The sequence below is a fragment of the Halomonas cibimaris genome, assembly GCF_055379665.1.
Genome location: NZ_AP043828.1, coordinates 1,445,551 through 1,462,683, shown reverse-complemented (window position 1 = coordinate 1,462,683; position 17,133 = coordinate 1,445,551). Strand labels below are relative to the sequence as shown.

General features: G+C 65.8%; 17 protein-coding genes. 5 read left to right on the top strand and 12 right to left on the bottom strand.

Translation table 11 applies throughout. From position 1 onward, the window contains the following. Positions 1 to 138: 138 nt before the first annotated feature. Positions 139 to 1,077 carry a LysR family transcriptional regulator gene (locus ACZ415_RS06790; protein ID WP_344704363.1) on the top strand — a complete coding sequence of 313 codons (939 nt, stop codon included), beginning with the start codon at positions 139 to 141 and terminating at the stop codon, positions 1,075 to 1,077. On the opposite strand, the gene ACZ415_RS06785 is transcribed toward ACZ415_RS06790, so the two are convergent. Both ACZ415_RS06785 and ACZ415_RS06780 read right to left on the bottom strand, forming a co-directional pair. Further along, positions 1,040 to 2,695, bottom strand: a complete 1,656-nt coding sequence (locus ACZ415_RS06785; protein ID WP_344704361.1) for an ATP-binding protein — start codon at positions 2,693 to 2,695, stop codon at positions 1,040 to 1,042. The genes ACZ415_RS06790 and ACZ415_RS06785 overlap by 38 nt on opposite strands. 12 nt (positions 2,696 to 2,707) lie before the next feature. Next, on the bottom strand, positions 2,708 to 3,469 hold the full coding sequence (locus tag ACZ415_RS06780) for a winged helix-turn-helix domain-containing protein (protein ID WP_344704359.1): 762 nt from the start codon (positions 3,467 to 3,469) through the stop codon (positions 2,708 to 2,710). A gap of 212 nt (positions 3,470 to 3,681) precedes the next feature. On the opposite strand from ACZ415_RS06780, the gene ACZ415_RS06775 reads away from it, so the two are divergent. Then, the gene (locus ACZ415_RS06775; protein ID WP_344704357.1) at positions 3,682 to 3,834 is read left to right on the top strand and encodes a hypothetical protein; all 153 of its coding nucleotides are present in this window, start codon (positions 3,682 to 3,684) and stop codon (positions 3,832 to 3,834) included. Positions 3,835 to 3,947: 113 nt separating this feature from the next. Here the strand turns inward: ACZ415_RS06775 and ACZ415_RS06770 are convergent, their stop codons facing one another. The 5 genes from ACZ415_RS06770 to ACZ415_RS06750 form a co-directional block, all read right to left on the bottom strand. Continuing rightward, positions 3,948 to 4,127, bottom strand: coding sequence for a PLDc N-terminal domain-containing protein (locus ACZ415_RS06770; RefSeq protein WP_344704355.1), 180 nt, complete (start codon positions 4,125 to 4,127; stop codon positions 3,948 to 3,950). A gap of 83 nt (positions 4,128 to 4,210) precedes the next feature. Beyond that, positions 4,211 to 4,741 (bottom strand): retropepsin-like aspartic protease family protein, encoded by a 531-nt coding sequence (locus tag ACZ415_RS06765; RefSeq protein WP_344704353.1) that lies wholly within the window; start codon positions 4,739 to 4,741, stop codon positions 4,211 to 4,213. Next, the gene (locus ACZ415_RS06760) at positions 4,738 to 6,132 is read right to left on the bottom strand and encodes an MFS transporter (RefSeq protein WP_344704351.1); all 1,395 of its coding nucleotides are present in this window, start codon (positions 6,130 to 6,132) and stop codon (positions 4,738 to 4,740) included. The genes ACZ415_RS06765 and ACZ415_RS06760 overlap by 4 nt, the downstream gene beginning before the upstream one ends. A gap of 30 nt (positions 6,133 to 6,162) precedes the next feature. Then, the gene (locus tag ACZ415_RS06755; protein ID WP_344704349.1) at positions 6,163 to 6,327 is read right to left on the bottom strand and encodes a hypothetical protein; all 165 of its coding nucleotides are present in this window, start codon (positions 6,325 to 6,327) and stop codon (positions 6,163 to 6,165) included. Between the two features lie 58 nt (positions 6,328 to 6,385). Continuing rightward, positions 6,386 to 8,011 (bottom strand): BCCT family transporter, encoded by a 1,626-nt coding sequence (locus tag ACZ415_RS06750; RefSeq protein ID WP_344704347.1) that lies wholly within the window; start codon positions 8,009 to 8,011, stop codon positions 6,386 to 6,388. Positions 8,012 to 8,321: 310 nt separating this feature from the next. On the opposite strand from ACZ415_RS06750, the gene ACZ415_RS06745 reads away from it, so the two are divergent. Next, positions 8,322 to 8,669 (top strand): hypothetical protein, encoded by a 348-nt coding sequence (locus ACZ415_RS06745; RefSeq protein WP_344704345.1) that lies wholly within the window; start codon positions 8,322 to 8,324, stop codon positions 8,667 to 8,669. Here ACZ415_RS06745 and glnE read toward each other — a convergent pair. The 5 genes from glnE to trmB are packed head-to-tail and all read right to left on the bottom strand — an operon-like array spanning position 8,666 to position 14,580. Then, positions 8,666 to 11,617, bottom strand: coding sequence for a bifunctional [glutamate--ammonia ligase]-adenylyl-L-tyrosine phosphorylase/[glutamate--ammonia-ligase] adenylyltransferase (gene glnE / locus ACZ415_RS06740; RefSeq protein ID WP_344704343.1), 2,952 nt, complete (start codon positions 11,615 to 11,617; stop codon positions 8,666 to 8,668). The genes ACZ415_RS06745 and glnE overlap by 4 nt on opposite strands. A gap of 30 nt (positions 11,618 to 11,647) precedes the next feature. Then, positions 11,648 to 12,019: a diacylglycerol kinase gene (locus ACZ415_RS06735; protein ID WP_344704341.1), complete on the bottom strand. Its 372-nt coding sequence runs from the start codon at positions 12,017 to 12,019 to the stop codon at positions 11,648 to 11,650. Between the two features lie 34 nt (positions 12,020 to 12,053). After that, on the bottom strand, positions 12,054 to 13,529 hold the full coding sequence (gene dacB / locus ACZ415_RS06730) for a D-alanyl-D-alanine carboxypeptidase/D-alanyl-D-alanine endopeptidase (protein WP_344704339.1): 1,476 nt from the start codon (positions 13,527 to 13,529) through the stop codon (positions 12,054 to 12,056). A 23-nt stretch (positions 13,530 to 13,552) separates the two neighbouring features. Continuing rightward, a complete protein-coding gene (locus ACZ415_RS06725) occupies positions 13,553 to 13,882 on the bottom strand; it encodes a DMT family transporter (protein WP_344704337.1) in 330 nt (109 codons plus the stop codon). Then, complete coding sequence (trmB, locus tag ACZ415_RS06720; protein ID WP_344704335.1) at positions 13,864 to 14,580, bottom strand: tRNA (guanine(46)-N(7))-methyltransferase TrmB; 717 nt, start codon at positions 14,578 to 14,580, stop codon at positions 13,864 to 13,866. The genes ACZ415_RS06725 and trmB overlap by 19 nt, the downstream gene beginning before the upstream one ends. A 194-nt stretch (positions 14,581 to 14,774) precedes the next feature. Between trmB and ACZ415_RS06715 the strand changes: the two genes are divergently transcribed. Both ACZ415_RS06715 and coaD read left to right on the top strand, forming a co-directional pair. Then, positions 14,775 to 16,634 (top strand): beta-ketoacyl synthase, encoded by a 1,860-nt coding sequence (locus tag ACZ415_RS06715; RefSeq protein WP_344704451.1) that lies wholly within the window; start codon positions 14,775 to 14,777, stop codon positions 16,632 to 16,634. Further along, positions 16,634 to 17,113, top strand: a complete 480-nt coding sequence (gene coaD, locus ACZ415_RS06710; protein ID WP_344704333.1) for a pantetheine-phosphate adenylyltransferase — start codon at positions 16,634 to 16,636, stop codon at positions 17,111 to 17,113. The genes ACZ415_RS06715 and coaD overlap by 1 nt, the downstream gene beginning before the upstream one ends. Positions 17,114 to 17,133: the final 20 nt, after the last annotated feature.

Below are 17,133 nucleotides of genomic sequence, written 5' to 3'. Positions count from 1 at the left end.
TCCTATAGCGTGAATGCGTTGCCAATTGACCTTGCCGACAAGTTTGCGTGCCGCTAAAAAGTGAATCAAACTAATCTTTTTAATAATAATTATGAATAAAACTCAGCCTTGTCTTTCCACCGGATACGTATGGCCCCCATGATTGAGCTTCGTCATCTTCGTACTCTGCTCGCCCTGCGCGATACCGGCTCGCTGGTGGAGGCCGCCGAGCGCGTGCATCTGACCCAGTCGGCGCTGTCGCACCAGCTCAAGGATTTGGAAAACCGCATCGACAGCGCGCTTTTCGTGCGTAAATCCCGCCCGGTAGCGTTCACCCGCACGGGCACCCGGCTGCTGGCGCTGGCCGAGCAGGTGCTGCCCCAGGTACGCGCCGCTGAACGCGACGTGGCAAGGCTTGCCGGCACCGAGCACGGCCGGCTGCACATGGCCATCGAGTGCCACAGCTGCTTTCAGTGGCTGATGCCCACGGTGGATCATTTTCGCGATCACTGGCCGGAGGTGGAGATTGATATTCCCACCGGCCACCATTTTGACCCGCTGCCGGCGCTGGCCCGAGAGCAGCTGGATCTGGTGATCACCGCCGATCCCCAGCCCATTGAGGGCATTCACTACGCGCCGCTGTTTCGCTACGAGGGGCTTTTGGCCGTGGCGCGCCAGCATGCGCTGGCGCGCCAGCGTTGCGTCCATCCCGAAATGCTGGGCGACCAGACCCTGATCACCTACCCGGTCGAGCAGTCCCGGCTTGACGTCTTTACCCAGTTTTTACGGCCGGCAGGCGTTGCCCCCGCGGAAATCCGCACAGCAGAGCTGACCATTATGATGATGCAGCTGGTGGCAAGCGGGAGAGGCGTGTGCGCGCTGCCCAGCTGGGCGCTGACCGAATACCTGGAGCGCGACTACGTCAGCGCCGTACCGCTGGGCGAAGGCGGCATGTGGAGCACGCTTTACGCTGCCCTGCGCGAAAACACCCGCGAAGCGCCGTGGATGCAGGATTTTTTACGCACCGCGCGGGACACTTCCTTTGCGGTGCTGTCAGGCATCAGGCCGGCGGATGGCGACGCGGCAGTATCAGCGTAAAGCGCGCGCCGCCCAGAGCACTGCTGGCATCGACGCTGACGCTGCCGCCGTGGCCGGCCATGATCTTTTGCACAATGGAAAGCCCCAGCCCGTAGCCGCCGGAGCTGCGGGTGCGGCTGGTATCCAGCCGCGCGAAAGGCTTGAACACGTCTTCGCGCACCTCAGCGGGCACGCCGGGGCCGTCGTCTTCAACGTCAATGCGGACCAGCTCCGGCTCGCCGGTCAGCGTCACGGCCACACGGGAATAGCCGTAGCGACAGGCGTTGCTCACCAGGTTCTGCAGCGCCCGCTGCAAATAGCGCGGCTCGGCCTGCACCGCCATCTCCGGCCCGTCCGCCAGCTCCAGCGTCAGGCCCGGATGCAGCGGCGCGAGGGTATCGATCACGCGCTCGGCAAGCGCCCGGCATTCCACCCGGGCGGTTTCCATCTCGGGGCCGCCCACGGTCTGGCCGCCCAGCCGGGCAAAGGTGAGAATTTCGTCAATCAGCTCGTCAAGCTCGCCGATGTCGGCATCGATACCCTGAATCTGGCGGCGCACCGCCGGCTCTGCGGTCATGTCCTCGACCATCTGCGCGGCAAAGCGGATGCGCGCCACCGGCGTGCGCAGCTCGTGAGACACCGCACGGATCATTTCCTGCTGGCCGCGCAAAAGCGCCTGTACCTGGCTTGCCATCCCGTTGAACGCCATGCCCAGCCGGCCCATGAAATCGCCGCTTTCCACCTTGACCCGGGTTTCCAGCCGCCCGCTGGCAATGCGCGCGGCGGCCAGCTCCAGGCGCGCCAGGCGCAGCTCGATACGCCGCATGATCAGATAGATACTCAGCGAAAACGCCAGCAAAAGCCCCATGAGCAGCGGCAAATTAAGATTGAGCGCCAGCGAGCCGCCGCGGGTCATCGGCCCCATCTTGACCCAGCGCGCCTCGCCGGGCAGCGGCGCCCAGAACGTGACCGCCAGCTGCTCGTGCGTCAGCCGGGTGACGACCTGTCCGCGCGCCAACGCGTCGCGCTGGGCAGACGACAGGCCCCGGGGCGGGCGCCTGTGCAGCGATACCGGCCAGCTGCCCGACGCCAACCCTGAAAGCCGCTGGCTGCGCTGGCCGGCCGGCAGCCCGGCCAGCCACTCGCCCAGCAGCTCGGCGGTGGCGTGCCACTGTTGCTCGCTCCAGCCGTCAAACCGGGCCGTCAGCAGCCAGGGCGAATCCGGCAGGCGTTTGCGCAGCACCCAGGGCGATTCGCTGGCCAGCACTTTGCGCTGTGTCAGCCGGGCGCGGGCAAAATATCCCGGGGCGGCCGCGTCCAGTCGCGCCAGCTCCAGCGTCATGCCCAGCCGCTCGCCGAGCGTTGCCAGGCGCGGGCTGCGCTGTTCGGGCGGCAGCGCGGCCAGCCGTTCCGCAACCAGCGACATGGGCAGCGCGGCCAGCTGCTCGCGGTAGTCTTCTCGGCGAATCTGCTCGATCAGCGCCCGGCCGCCCAGGGCAACCAGCACAACGGCCAGCAGCACCGCGGCGAGCAGCAGATAAAAGCGGATAAACGAGCCGCGGTCGATCATCCAGCGCAGCGGGCGCTTCTCGCGACAGCCGGGCCGGGCTGCGGCGTCCGTATGGGGTGCATGGCGCATATAGCGGCGCGATCAACCGTCCTTGACGAACAGGTAGCCTTTGCTGCGCACGGTCTTGATCCGGTGCGGCTGGTTGGGGTCGTCGCCGATCTTGGGGCGAATGCGCGAGACGCGCACGTCAATGGAGCGATCCTGGCCGTCGTACTTGATGCCGCGCAGCTCGTGGAAAATCTCTTCCCGGGTCAGCACGCGGCCGGCATTGCTGGCCAGAAGCCACAGCAGATCAAACTCGGCGCTGGTCAAGTCGATACGCTCGCCGGACAGCCAGGCCTCTCGGGTGGCGTGGTCGATGTCCAGGTTCTCAAAGCGCAGGCGCTCTTCACCGCTGGCCGGGGCGCTGGCATCGGCGCGGCGCAGCAAAGCCCGCATCCGCGCCAGCAGCACCCGCGGCTGTACCGGCTTGAGCATATAGTCATCGGCGCCCATTTCCAGGCCCAGCACCTGATCGAGATCATCGGTGCGCGCGGTCAGCATCATGATGGGGCCGGCGTAATGGGGCCGCGCCCGGCGACAGATGGCCAGGCCGTCTTCGCCGGGCAGCATCAAATCGAGAATAACCAGATCCGGCTGCAGGCCGGTAATGCGCTCAACGCCCTTGCCACCGTCGGCTTCCAGGGTGACCCGAAAGCCGTTGGTTTCCAGGTAATCGCGGGTCAAATCGGCAAGCCGCCGGTCATCTTCGATGATCAGCACGTGCTCTCGCCCGGCATAGTCCACGCCGCTGGCGTGTTGAGACCCAAGCGTTTGAAACTGTTTTTCCAGATGATCGACCATGTGTACTCTTGACTCTGCTCGGGTAAAAGTGTGTTGCGGCTACCCGCCAATAGGAATAACAGCGACGGCATCACCGCTTTGGGATGACGTCGTCGATGGGATATCGCAAAATGATGGTAGCGTCCGCTCGGTGGCCGTCAAGCAGCGCTCGCCGGCCAACCGCTGACGGTTCAATCGTTGACGGCTCAGCCGCTGATAGAAAGGACAACTGTATGACACAGCGCAAACCTAAAAGCGTGATCAAACGCGTCTACGTGCCCGCCCAGGTGCAGGATTTGCCCAACGGAGAGCGGCGCAGGATTCCCGGGCACTACGTTCCCGGCCATTCCCGCCTGTCGGACAGCGGCCACGATACCGATCGCTGACAAACGCCGCCCGCCATGTTACCGCTATACGGCCCCGATGTTACACCGGTGCCGGCCGGCGCTACGCAAAAGGCAGGCTAAAAAGCCTGCCTTTCAGCGCCTGGCGCTGGTCGCTATCCCTTGGGGCCCAGCAGCAGCCAGATAAGCAGGCCAAACAGCGGAAAGAACAGCAGCACCAAAATCCACAGCAGCTTGGCCAGCCCGCCTGCCGGGCTTTTCGCCACCTTGATGATGGCCCAGACGACGATGATCAGCCAGATAAGGCCCAGCAGTCCACCTACTTCAATGCCCATGACGGCTCCTTGGCGGGTTGACGTTATCGGTGGGCCAAGCTAAGCACAGCCGTGGCCTGCGCACAAGACGGCGGGCGGATCGCTCAGCCTTGACCGCGCGGCTCGGGCAGCGTCAGCACCATCTTGCCTTCGCGTATTTCAATGGCCAGATGGCGCAAGAAACTCATGCCCAGCAGCACCGTGTCGCCCTGCATGTTGGGGCTGACCGAGCCTTGCACGTTGCGCATGCGAATACCGCCCAGGCTTACCGAATCCAGATCCACCAGCGCGCCCTGCACGCGCCCGTTGGCGGTGTTGAACCAGACGCGCCGGCCGCGCTCAAGCCCGAGGCTGTCGACAAGCCCGGCAGGCACCGCCACATAGGTAGCGCCGGTATCCAGCAAAAAGGTGACCGGTACGCCGTTGATTTCCCCCGGCGCGCGAAAGTGCCCGGCCCGGTTGCGCTCAAGGGTCAGCGGCGTGCTCGTCGCCGCCGAGGTAACCACCCGGGCATTGGGGTTTTGCAGCGCTTCCAGGCCGCCTTTCAGCCACCAGGTACCGCCCACCATCAGCACCACCCAAAACAGCAGCATCATGACCAGGCCGGTGCGCTGTGTTCCTGCCCGTCTTGTCATGTCGCCTCCTGTACGCCCGCCGCGCCGGGCGACGACCATTGCCGGGCAGCCGCACGCCCCCGCGCTTCGTCGACGCGCGTACAGATCAGCATCGCGGCGATAAACAGCGCCGCACAAAGCAGGATGGACCCGGCAAGCCCCACCAGCATCTGCAACACGCCCAGCAGCACGATACCCAAAACGCCGGCCAGCTTGTTGGCCAGCCCCCAAAAGCCAAAAAGCTCGGCGGCTTTCTCCCGGGGCGAGAAAAGCCCCACCAGGGTACGGCTGGCCGACTGGCTGGAGCCCAGACTGGCACCGGCCAGACACCCCACCACCAAAAACACGTGCTGCGCCTGCCAGGCGCGCCCAAAAGTGCCGTTGAGCCACGCCGTCAGCGCCGGTGTGGCCCAGATGGCAGCGATCGCGGCCACCCACAGGGCAAGCGTCAGCTGGTAGGTACGCTTGCCGCCCAGCCGATCCTGCAGGGCGCCGAAGCCCACGGCCCCGCCGGCGGCGGTGATCTGCACGATGATAAACATCCCGTTGCGCACCTGCGCGTCCCAGCCGATCACCTGAGCGCCGTAGATAAAGGCAAAGGCAATGATGATGTACACCCCGGCCATGGAAAACAAAAGCGACACCAGAAACCGGCTCAGGTCTTTAAAGTGGCGCAAATCACGCCAGGTCGCCAGCATGCGCCGGCGCGCCAGACGCCCGTAGCCAACCGCAGCGGGCTGCGGCACGGCGCGTTCTTTCAGCCAAGCAAAGGTCGGCATGGCCGCTAGCAAAAAAAAGCCGGCGGCAAAGGGGCCAACAAAGCGGATGCGGGCAAAGTTGTCGGCGGTGGCCTCGCCCAGCACCAAAAGCGTGAAACCCGCGGCGAAAAGCCCGCCCAGATAGCCCAGCGCCCAGCCGAAGCCGGAAATCCTGCCCAACGCCGAAGGCGGGCCCAGCCCGGGCAAGAACGCGGCAATGAACGACTCGCCCATGGAATAGGCGTAGTTGGAAACCACAATCAGGAAAAAGCCCAGCGCCACATAGCCCGGCGCGACAAAGTACAGCATCGCAGTCGAGATCACGGTGGCCACATAGCTCCACCGCAGAAAGCGCTTTTTTTCCGCGCGGCAGTCCATGATCGCCCCGCACAGCGGCGCGCTCACCACCACCATCAGATAGCTCAGCGAAAGCGCCAGGCTCCAGAGAAAATTCGCCAGCCGGTAGCTGCCTTCGTGCTCGCCGACGATCACCGTGGTGAAAAGCTCGCCGAACACCACGGTGATGATCAAAAGCGTATAGGCCTGATTGGCAAAATCGAACATCGCCCAGCCGACAATCTCCCGGCGCGGGGCATAGCCCTGGCGGGCGGGCGCCGAGCATGGCCCGGCGCGGCGGGCATAACGTTCAGGCATGGCCGCTCCCAGAGTAAAGGCAAAAATGCGCTACAGCAGCCAGTGTGCCAGCACCGCCGCGCTGCCCACCGCCAGTGCGGTGATGACCGCTACGGTCACCGCCGTATTCAGCCAGCGGTCCAGCCGGGACGCCTCCAACCGCCGGCGCCCGGCTCGGCGGCGTCTCGCACCGCGGCGCGTACGTTGTATTGGCAAAGCGCATCCCCGCTAACATGGCCCGCTGATTCGGCCCGTGGCGACAAAGACCGGTCACTTAGCGATTGATACGCCGGTTGACCACGCTGGGCGCGCGCCGCAGGCGTTCTTCCTCGCCGAGCTGATCGGCCTCGAAGGCGTCGGCCCCCACCGGGGTCTCGCCGTGGCGGCGATACAGCTGGGTCAGCATCGCCCGGCGGTCGGCGCGCAGCTCACGCAAAAGCACCACCACCATCATGTAAAGAATGAAGGTAAACGGCAGCGCTGAAAGCACAGACGCGGCCTGCAGCCCTTCAAGCCCGCCGGCCACGATCAGCGTAAGGCAAATGGCCGCAATCAGCACGCCCCACAGCACGCGCTTGTACAGCGGCGGGTTGATCGAGCCGTTGTCGGTCATCTGGGCGACGATATAGGAGGCCGAATCCGCCGAGGTCACCAAAAAGATAAAGATCAGCCCCATCGCCATGACCGAGAGCACGCCGGAAAACGGCATCAGCTCGAACATTTCAAAAAGTGCCACGGTGATATTGTCCTGGGTGGCCTGGGCAAGCCCCACGTCCGCGCCGCCAAGCTCCATGTGCAGCGCCGCCCCGCCGAACACGCCGATCCACAGGCAGGCCAAAAGCGGCGGCACCAGCAGCACGCCGAACACGTACTCTTTAATGGTGCGCCCGCGGGACACCCGGGCCACAAAGGTGCCCACAAACGGTGACCAGGCAATCACCCAGGCCCAGTAGAACACCGTCCAGTCGTTGCCCCAGTTGCTGTCCTCGTAGGGTGCGATGCGCAAACTCATACTGATAAAGTTCTGCAGGTAGTCACCGATGCCCAGGGTAATGGTTTCAAGAATGGCAACCGTGGGCCCGCTCACCAGCACGTAGAACATCAAAGCGATGCACAGCGCCATGTTGAGGTTGGACAGACGCTTGATGCCCTTGTCCAGCCCCGACCAGGTCGAGGCCATATAGGCGCAAAACATCACAAACAGAATAATAAACTGCCACCAGCCGTTTTCCGCCAGGCCGAACACCGCGTTGAGCCCGCCGTTCATCTGCAAAACGCCAAGCCCCAGCGAGGTGGCCACGCCCATCACCGTGGCCACCACGGCAAACACGTCCAGCCAGGAAGCATACGGGCGCACGCGCGGGTATTTGGCCGTCACCGAGGACAGCACCGACGACACCAGCCCCGCCTGCCCCTTGCGGAACTGGAAGTAGGCGATAATCAGCCCCACTACGGAAAACGCCGCCCACTGGTGAATGCCCCAGTTGAAGTAGGTGTACTGAATGGCCAGCCGCGCGGCGGCCACGCTTTCCGGCGCTTCGTCGCCGTAGGGCGGCGTCATATAGTGCGACATGGGCTCGGCCATGCCGTAAAACACCAGCCCCACGCCGAAGCCTGCCGCCAGCAGCATGCTCACCCAGGAAAAAAAGCTGTAGTTGGGCGTGCTGTCCTGGGGGCCCAGGCGCACCTTGCCGTACTTGGAAAACGCAAGCCCCAGCAGAAACACCACAAAACCGAACACCGAGAACAGATAAAACCAGCCGAACAGCCGCGTAATGCTGCCCAGCGCCGTCTGAGCGGCGCGGCCGAAATCTTCGGGAAACGCCGCCCCGACCAGCACCAGCCCGAGGATAATCGTCGCCGAGGCGATAAACACCGTCCTCCCGCCGTGGTCTGCCATCTTGTCTCCTTAGCTTTGCGTTATCCCATCGCGCTATATCTCATCGCACTACATCCCATCGCGCTATATCCCATCGCGCTAAATCCCATCGCACTGCGGCGCGGTTGGCCTGTACCCACCGCGGCCTGTAATCATACCGCGGACTCTACCAGCTAAACTGCACGCTGCATAAGCCATCCCGGATGCAGCAAACGCCTCCCCTGTCACGCAGGCCGCGCCTGAGCGCGGCGCCGCGGGTGAACTCCCGCGCCGTATAGTGTTCTACTGGACAGACCCATACGCCTTATTATCGCGCCTTCAGGAGAGCTTCATGACACAGCGTAGTACGCGCAACGCCGCCTGGCAGGCGGCCCAGCAGTGGCGCGCCAGGGCCGCCCAGTCGCGCCCGGCGGGCTTGGGGGGCAGCATCAAGCTGTTTTTCACTTGGCTTTTATTCGGCGCGCTGATGATCGTCGCCCTGATGCTCGGCCTTGTGCTGGTACTGATCGGCTGGGCGATGATGCCCTTTATCCGCCACAGGATGAAAAAGCGCATGGAGGCCATGCGCGCCGAGCAGGCCACCGACATCGGCGGCGGCCCCTATCGCGAGTCCCGCCGCCCCCACGACGCGCTGGAAGGCCGCTTTGACGTCAAGGACGACGACCCCGGCGCGCGCTAAGCCCGGTCCCGGCCGTCGGAATCGGCCGGCGGCGCCAGAAAGCGCGCCCAGAGCGCCTTGACAGCGCGGCGGTGGGCGTCAAACGTGCCTTCTGCAACGCGCGCCCTGTCGCCGGTCAGCGCCGCCCGGTGGGTGGTGCTGCGGTAGGCCAGATAGGCCTCGCGCAGGTCCTGCGCCTGGTCGTCGGGCAGATGGCCGCTTTTTGCCAGCGTGTCAAGAATGCGTACGCTGTCGCTGTAGGCCAAAAGCGCCGGCGCCTCAACGCTTAGCGCCAGCACCGCGTACTGGCAGAGAAACTCGATGTCCACCATGCCGCCGGCGTCTTGTTTGACGTCAAACGTCGCCCGGGTGCGGCTGCCCAGGTGGGCGCGCATCTTGCGGCGCATCTTGACCACGTCGTCGCGCAGCGCACGGCGGTCTCGGGGGCGGCCCAGCACCTCCCGGCGCACGGCGTTGAACCCCTCGGCCAGAGCGGCATCGCCGGCCACCACCCGGGCGCGCACCAGCGCCTGGTGCTCCCAGGTCCAGGCGCTGGTGCGCTGGTAGTCGGCATAGGCGTCAAGCGAGGTCACCAAAAGGCCGGCGTTGCCCGACGGGCGCAGGCGCATATCCACATCGTACAGGCTGCCCGCCGGGGTCACCGCGGTGAGCAGGTGGATCATGCGCTGGCCCAGGCGGGTGAAAAACACCGAGGCGTCCACCGGGCGGCGGCCGTCCGTGGCGCCTTTGGTCGCACGGTGCAAAAACACCAGATCAAGATCCGAGCCGTACCCCAGCTCAATGCCGCCCAGCTTGCCGTAGCCGACGATCAGAAAGTCCGGCACGTCGCGGCCGATGCCCGGCGGTACGCCGTGCTTGCGCACCAGATGCTTCCAGGCCATGGCCAGCACCGCATCGAGAATCACCTCGGCGATGTAGGTGAGATAGTCGCTTACGTTCATCAGATGGCGGGTGCCGGCGATATCCGACGCCGCGACGTGGAGCGTCTGGGCGTGCTTGAACACGCGCAGCGCTTCCAGCTGGGCTTCCTCGTCGTCTTCGGGCAGGCGGTTCAGGGTCTGGCGCAGCTCGTCGGCCAGGCGCGCCTTGCTCGCCGGGGTATACAGCGACGCCGGGGTCAAAAGCTCGTCGAGCAAAATCGGGTAGCGCGCCAGCTGATCGGCAATCCACGGGCTTGCCGCGCACAGGCGCATCAGGTGCTCAAGCGCCTGGGGGTTTTCTCGCAGCAGCGCGAGATAGGCCGTGCGCCGCAGCACCGCCTCGATCAGCGGCAGCACCCGGGGCAGCGCGGCGTCCGGGGTGGGGTTTTGCGCCAGCGCGTCGAGCAAAAGCGGCATCAGCGCGTCAAGGCGCTCAAAGCCGATGGCCTGCATGCCCTGCACCGCGCGGGAATGGTGCAGTCGCTCAAGGCGCTTGCGCGCCTCGGCCGGGTCATCAAAGCCTGCTTCAGCCAAACGGCGCTGGGCGTCTTCGGCGCTCAGCTCGCCGCGCCACAGCCGCCGCCACTGCTCAAGCCCCGGGGTATCGCTGTCGTCCTCTACTTCGTCTTCGGGCTCGGCAATCACGTCGTCAAAATAGTGCTGGATGCGCTCGCGGCCTTCCCCCAGCCGCGTCATCACGCCTTCCCAGCCGTCAAAGCCCAGCGCCAGCGCGACCTGCGCTCGGACCACCGCGTCGTCGGGCAGGCGCTGGGTCTGGCGGTCGTCCAGCGCCTGCAGGGCGTGCTCCAGATCGCGCAGAAAGGCGTAGTCCGGCAGCAGCTCGTCCACCGCTTTCTGGGGCAGCAGGCCCAGCGCCGGCAGCCGGGTGAGCGCGGCGCGCAGGGAGGTCTGCTGCAGCTCGGTGTCGCGGCCGCCGCGAATCAGCTGAAACGCCTGCACCACAAACTCCACCTCGCGAATGCCGCCGGGGCCGAGCTTGACGTTGGTTTCCATGCCCCGGCGCTTGACCTCGCGGTGGATCATGGTTTTCAGCCCGCGCAGGGATTCAATCGCGCCAAAGTCCAGATATTTGCGATACACAAACGGACGCAGCCCGCGCAGCAGCTCAGCGCCGCCGACCACGTCGCCGGCCACCGGGCGCGCCTTGAGCATGGCGTAGCGCTCCCACTCGCGGCCCTGATCCTGATAGTAGGCCAGAAGCGCGGCAAAGCTGCCCACCAGCGGGCCGCCGTCGCCCAGCGGGCGCAGGCGCATATCCACGCGAAAGGCAAAGCCGTCGGCGGTCACGCTGTCCAGCGCGGCGATCAGCTTTTGGCCGATTTTGGTGAAATATTCCTGGTGGGCCAGCGCCTTGCGCCCGCCGCGGGTTTCGCCGTCTTCGGCGTAGGCGAAAATCAAATCGATATCCGACGACAGATTGAGCTCGCCGGCCCCCAGCTTGCCCATGCCCAGCACTACCAGCCGTTGGGCCGAGCCGTCTTCGCAGGGGGCGGGGCGTCCCCAGCGCGGGGCGTAAAACGCCTCCAGCCAGGCAAGCGTGGCCTCAAGGCTGACCTCGGCCAGCGCGGTCATCGCTGCCGTGGTGTCCCAGACGTCGTAGCCGTCCGCGCGGTTCAGGTCGCGCCAGATAATCCCCAGCATGCGCGCCTGGCGAAAGCGCCGCACCGCGCGGTACAGAGACTCCTCGTCGTCGGCCTGGGCCAGCGCCTTTTCCAGCCGCTGCGCCAGAGCGGCGCGGGCCGGCGCGGCGTCCAGCTCGCCGGTGGCCAAAAGTTCGTGCAAAACGACCGGGGTGCGCACCAGCACGTCCAGCGCAAAGCTTGAGATCGTCACCGTGCGCACAAGCGCCGCTCTGCGCGCTGCGGGCAGCGCCTGCCATGCGGCCAGCGCGGCATCGTCACAGGCCATGTGCGCCAGCGTCTGGTTCAGGCGCTGGCACGCCTGGGCTGCGGTGTCCTTGAGCGCTTCGGGCAGGCCTGCCCGCGGCAAAACATCATCGTCCAACACGTTGTATGCCCTCTTTTTTCGTGGGCGCTGTCAGGTGCAGAAACGCTGCCAGAGGAGAACGCTCCAGGTCAGCCCGGCGTAGGCCAGCGCCAGCATCACCGCCGCCGAGCCGATGTCCTTGGCCCGGCCGGACAGCTCGTGGTACTCGGTGCCGATGCGGTCCACCACGTTTTCCACGGCACTGTTCAAAAGCTCTGCCACCAGCACCAGCGCGCAGCTGCCAATCAGCAGCAGCACCTGAACTGCGCTCTGGCCCAGCCACACGGCCAGGGGCACGAGCACTGCGCTCAGCGCCACTTCCTGGCGAAACGCCGCCTCGTGGCGAAACGCTGCGATCAGCCCGTTGAGCGAGTAGCGCGTGGAATGCAAAAGGTGCGCCAGCCCTGTGCGTTGCGGTTTCATCGTGCGCTCCTCAGTGGGTGGCGAAAAGGCCCGCTCAGCGGTCAGCGATCATCTCGGCAAGATCCCCGGACAGCGGCTCAAGCACTTTGCTCCAGTTCAGATACGGTGTCGAGCGATCGCCGTTGACCAGCACGCTGAACACCCCCCAGCGCCCGCTTTGGGTGCGAAAATAGCCCGCCACGGCACGTACCGCGCGGGGTTCGTTGAGCGTGCCGGTTTTAAGCATGACGTTGCGTTGAAAACGCTCAGGCCCGCGGCGGATAAAGCGCATCACGCCGTTTTCCGGCGACTGCAGCGCTGCCACAAAGCTGGGGAACAGCGCACTTTGATGATACATCGACTCAAGCATGACGTTGATGCCGTGAGCCGTGGCGCGGTTTTCGGGGGTCAAGCCGCTGCCGCTTGCCAGCCGCACCTCGCCGTGGCCGGGCAGGCTGGCGGCGTAGGCCTCAAGCGCGGCGCCGGCGTCGGCCAGCTCAGCGCCGGGGGTTTCCACCAGGTTCAGCGCCAGCACATCGGCCATGTAGTTGTTGGAATAGTTCAGCGTGCGCAGTAAAAGCTCCTGGAGCGGCTTGCCGTCCACCGCGGCAAGGGTTTCGGCGGCCTCGGGCGGCTTGGCCGTGGTGACCCGCGGCGGGCCGGAAAGGGGAATGCCAAAGCGCCCCAGCATCGCCAGCAGGGTATCTGCGGTTTGCGCCGCGCCGTCGCTGGCGCCGCGATACACGTCCCGCGGCCAGGCGTCCGCGGCGATCTGGCCGCGCACGCGTACCACGTCGCCGTGCTTGCCGGTCACCCGTTCGGCGCTGATTCGCGTGGCGCTGCCGTCGGCCCGGGTCGTCAGGCGGTTGTCCACCTCGGTCAGCGCCTGGGGGCCGTCACAGTGGGTAATGTGCGCCGGCTCGCCCGGTGCCTCGGCCGGGGCGACGTTGACGCACCAGCTGCCAAAGTTGACCCCGGCGGACGACAGCGGTGCGCTGTAGGCGTTGTCTACCCGCGTTCTGGCCTCGCAGCGGTCGGTGGTCACACACGCCACCGGGCCGAAGCGCCACTGGCTGATCACCAGCTCGCCGTTGATGCGCCGCACCCCGGCCTGATGCAGGCGCTGAACCAGCCGCCAGAGGTTTTCGCTGGTCAGCCCCGGATCGCCGCCGCCTTCCAGCCATACATCGCCGTTAAGCACGCCGCTTTCAGAGTCCACATCGCCTTCACTTTTCAGCCGGGTGGTAAAGCGGTACTGGGGCCCAAAGCGGTTGAGCGCCGCCGCCGCCATGTAGACCTTGGTTACCGAGGCCGGCGTCAGCGCTCGGTCCGGCGTAATGCTGCCCAGGGTTTCTTCCGCACCGTCCAACAGCCGGGCCTCGGCGCTGATGGCAAAGCCGTCGTCGGCAAGCGCGCTTAGCCGGGTGAAATCCGCCCGGGCAACACCTGCGCTACACGCCAGCACAAAAGCACCTGCCAGCAAAAGCAGCCGCCCCGGGCTTGTCGCGCGGCTCAATACGGCATGTCTCATGGCACTTTCCCTATTTTGGTGGATTAATGAACGCTGATTCGCGAAAACACCTGCAGCACCACCACCCCGGCCACAATCAGCGAAATGCCCACAACCGCGGGCACGTCCGGGCGCTCGCCGAAGGCCACCACGCCCACCAGGGTCACCAGCACAATGCCCAGCCCCGCCCAGATAGCATAGGCCACGCCTACCGGCAGCGTACGCAGCACCAGGCTGAGCAGATAAAACGCCAGGCCATAGCCGAGCACTACTACCGCGCTGGGCACCGGCCGGGTAAAGCCGGCGGAGGCTTTCAGCGCGCTGGTGGCGACCACTTCGGCCACGATGGCTAAAATCAGGTAAATAAATGCCATTGTCGCTCCAGTTCGACCGTTAGCTGCCAGAGCGGCTGGCCGCCCTCGGCGTATTTGGCCTCAAACGGGGTCAGGTAGTCGTTTGCCCCCGCCGGCGTATAGGCGGCGAGTGCCGCCCGGCGGCCGGTGGCCTGCGCCACGGCCAGGGCAAACTCTTCGACGTACAAGCGCCAGTTGCTGCGCAGCTCCAGGTGCCCGCCCAGGCCAAGAATCCACGGCAGGACCGGGTGGCCGTGCCAGCGCATTTTCAGCTGCGAGGCCTTGGGGTACGGATTGGGATACAGCAGATAGTGGCGCACCGGCGCCCAGCCGGCCTGCCAGGCCAGCCGCCAGAAATCTACCAGATCAGCGCGCACCAGCAAGGCGTTGTCTGCCAGCGGGCCATGATCCCGGCGCAGGCGGTTTGCGCTGCGGTCCACGCCGATCACCGCGCAGTCGGGAAACGCAGCCGCCAGCCGCCGGGTCGAAAGCCCTACCCCGCAGCCGGCGTCAAGTATCAGCGGTTTTTGCTGCTCGGCACGCCAGGCATCGGCCCGGGCAAAGGCCGTGCGGGTGTGCTCGGCCACCGGCTTTTGCAGCGGCGTGGCAAGCGCTCGCGCCACGCGGCGCGCCAGATCCTGATGCGGGCCGGTCTGGCGGGAGGTCACAATCCGGCAGGACGGATGCGGCGTTGAAAATGACAGTGACGGCGGCTGCATGGCAGATTCCGGGTAAAAGACGTGATTCTATCAGCCTTGAGCGCTTGCGGCATGACGCCGTTGCCCGGCCGGTGCTATGATCACGCCCAGCAAAATTTCCGTTTTCGGCGCTCGCCCGCGCACGGCGCGCCACCCGTTTTCCATTACCGCACCACGAGGAACCCGGCTTGTCACATTTACCGGTGATCGTCGGCATGGGCGGCATCAATCCCGCCGGCAGAACGTCGGGCCATCAGGCCTTTCGCCGCACCGTGCTTGATGCGCTACCCGCCGACCAGCAACGCCAAACCGTTCAGGGCCTGGCCGCCCTGATGCGCCTTGTCGCGCCCGGCGATACGCCAGATGCCGAATCGCTGCGTGCCGCCGTGCTCAACCATACCCTCGTGCGCCGCAACGAATCCGCCGCCTTTAGTGCCCCGGGCCTGCCGGCCAACCGCCAGGCCACCCTCGCGCTTGACGCGCCGCTTGCGTTTACCCTGCGCCGCCGCCAGCTGCCCGATCACCTGCCGGCGCACTGGGAAGTGCGCGAGCGGGACGCCAAGACCGTGACGGTGCACGTGCCCGAAGGCGACTTCAACGCGCTTTTGCCCGACGCCCAAACGCCCAGGGTAAAAGCCGCCGGCCAGCTGCCGCGAGGCTTTGAGCCGGCCGCACTCTACCGCAGCGTACACCACCCGCGCGGGCTTTCCATGGCGATTTTCGGCGCCAGCGACTGCCTGAAGGCAAGCGGCCTTGACTGGGAGCACCTGCGCGACCGGCTCGATCCGGACCAGATCGCGGTGTATGCCGGCAACTCCATCGGCCAGCTCGACGACCAGGGCTGGGGCGGGCTTTTGAAAAGCCTGGTCACCGGCCAGCGCGCCACCTCCAAGCAGATGCCGCTGGGCTACGGCCAGATGCCCGCCGACTTTATCAACGCCTACGTGCTGGGCAGCGTCGGCGGCACCGGGGCAGCGCTTGGCGCCTGCGCCAGCTTTTTGTACAACCTGCGCCTGGGGATTGACGATATTCGCGCCGGCCGCCGCCGGGTGGTCATGGTGGGCACCGCCGACGCCCCCATTACCCCCGAGATCGTCGAGGGCTTTCGCACCATGGGAGCGCTGGCCGACGATGCCGGGCTCAAGGCGCTGGACGCGCTGACGCTGCTCACCGACGCCGACTACCAGCGCGCCTGCCGGCCGTTCGCCCGCAACTGCGGTTTCACCATCGCGGAATCCAGCCAGTTCGTGATGCTCATGGACGACGCCCTGGCGCTTGAAGAAGGCGCCGAGATTCTCGGCGCGGTGCCGGACGTGTTCGTCAACGCCGACGGCTTCAAGCGCTCGATCTCCGCCCCCGGCATCGGCAACTACGTGACCCTGGGCAAGGCGGCCGCGCTGGTGCGCGACATGCTCGGCGAAACCGCGCTCAAAGAGCGCAGCTTTCTTCACGCCCACGGCACCGGCACGCCGAAAAACCGCACCACCGAATCCCACGTGTTCGACGAAATCGCCCGGGCCCACGGCATTAGCGCCTGGCCGGTGGCAGCCATCAAGGCGTTTGTCGGCCATTCCCAGGGCTCGGCTGCCGGTGACCAGCTGGCCAGCGCCCTGGGCAGCTTTGCCCACGGTATGCTGCCCGGCATCCCCACCCTTGACGCCGTCGCCGACGACGTCTACAGCGAGCGGCTGCGCTTTTCCCGCACGCCCATAGCCTTTGACGCCGACGCCGGCTTTCTCAACGCCAAGGGCTTTGGCGGCAACAACGCCACCGGCGTGGTGCTTTCCCCCCGGGTGACCGAAAAGCTGCTGGAAAAACGCCACGGTGCGGCCGCTGTCAGCGCCTGGCGGGCGCGCCGGGAAGGCGTGCGCGACGCCGCCGCGGCCTACCTTGAGCAGGCCGACCAGGGCCACTACCAGCCGCGCTATCAGTTCGGTGAAGCGGTACTGGAAGGCCCGGAGCTTGCCATCCATGCCGATCGCATCGAGATCCCCGGCTATGCCCGGCCGGTATCGCTGCGCCCGGCCAACCCTTTCGGCCGGCTTGACGACGACGCGGACAGCGAGGAGGCGTGATGACCACCGCGGTATACCCCGGCACGTTCGACCCGATCACCCACGGCCACTTCGACATCATCGAACGCGGCGCACGCCTGTTCGACCGCGTCGTGGTCGCCGTGGCCGCAAGCTCCGGCAAAGACCCGGCGTTCAAGCTCGACACCCGCATCGCGCTGGTTCAACACGCCTGCGCCTCGCTTGCCAACGTCTCGGTGATCGGCTTTTCCGGCCTGCTCACCCAGATGATGCATGAACAAAACGCCACGGTGATCCTGCGCGGGCTGCGCGCCGTTTCCGATTTCGAATACGAGCTGCAGCTGGCCAACATGAACCGCGCCCAGAACCCGGAGCTTGAAAGCGTGTTTCTCACCCCGGCGGTAGAAAACTCCTACATCTCTTCGACCATCGTGCGCGAAATTGCACGCCTCGGCGGCGATATTTCGCCGCTGGTGCATCCCCGGGTTGCCCAGGCGCTGAAGACGCGCTATCACGGCTGATCTTTGTTCGCCCTGCGCCT

Excerpts from the sequence above, each read along its gene's own strand:
- ACZ415_RS06745 (WP_344704345.1), top strand. The coding sequence starts at position 8,322 with ATGACACAGCGTAGTACGCGCAACGCCGCCTGGCAGGCGGCCCAGCAG.
- ACZ415_RS06770 (WP_344704355.1), bottom strand. The coding sequence starts at position 4,127 with ATGGGCATTGAAGTAGGTGGACTGCTGGGCCTTATCTGGCTGATCATC.
- ACZ415_RS06780 (WP_344704359.1), bottom strand. The coding sequence starts at position 3,469 with ATGGTCGATCATCTGGAAAAACAGTTTCAAACGCTTGGGTCTCAACAC.
- trmB (WP_344704335.1), bottom strand. The coding sequence starts at position 14,580 with ATGCAGCCGCCGTCACTGTCATTTTCAACGCCGCATCCGTCCTGCCGG.
- ACZ415_RS06775 (WP_344704357.1), top strand. The coding sequence starts at position 3,682 with ATGACACAGCGCAAACCTAAAAGCGTGATCAAACGCGTCTACGTGCCC.
- ACZ415_RS06785 (WP_344704361.1), bottom strand. The coding sequence starts at position 2,695 with ATGCGCCATGCACCCCATACGGACGCCGCAGCCCGGCCCGGCTGTCGC.
- ACZ415_RS06715 (WP_344704451.1), top strand. The coding sequence starts at position 14,775 with ATGGGCGGCATCAATCCCGCCGGCAGAACGTCGGGCCATCAGGCCTTT.
- ACZ415_RS06790 (WP_344704363.1), top strand. The coding sequence starts at position 139 with ATGATTGAGCTTCGTCATCTTCGTACTCTGCTCGCCCTGCGCGATACC.
- coaD (WP_344704333.1), top strand. The coding sequence starts at position 16,634 with ATGACCACCGCGGTATACCCCGGCACGTTCGACCCGATCACCCACGGC.
- dacB (WP_344704339.1), bottom strand. The coding sequence starts at position 13,529 with ATGAGACATGCCGTATTGAGCCGCGCGACAAGCCCGGGGCGGCTGCTT.
- ACZ415_RS06760 (WP_344704351.1), bottom strand. The coding sequence starts at position 6,132 with ATGCCTGAACGTTATGCCCGCCGCGCCGGGCCATGCTCGGCGCCCGCC.
- ACZ415_RS06725 (WP_344704337.1), bottom strand. The coding sequence starts at position 13,882 with ATGGCATTTATTTACCTGATTTTAGCCATCGTGGCCGAAGTGGTCGCC.
- ACZ415_RS06750 (WP_344704347.1), bottom strand. The coding sequence starts at position 8,011 with ATGGCAGACCACGGCGGGAGGACGGTGTTTATCGCCTCGGCGACGATT.
- ACZ415_RS06765 (WP_344704353.1), bottom strand. The coding sequence starts at position 4,741 with ATGACAAGACGGGCAGGAACACAGCGCACCGGCCTGGTCATGATGCTG.
- ACZ415_RS06735 (WP_344704341.1), bottom strand. The coding sequence starts at position 12,019 with ATGAAACCGCAACGCACAGGGCTGGCGCACCTTTTGCATTCCACGCGC.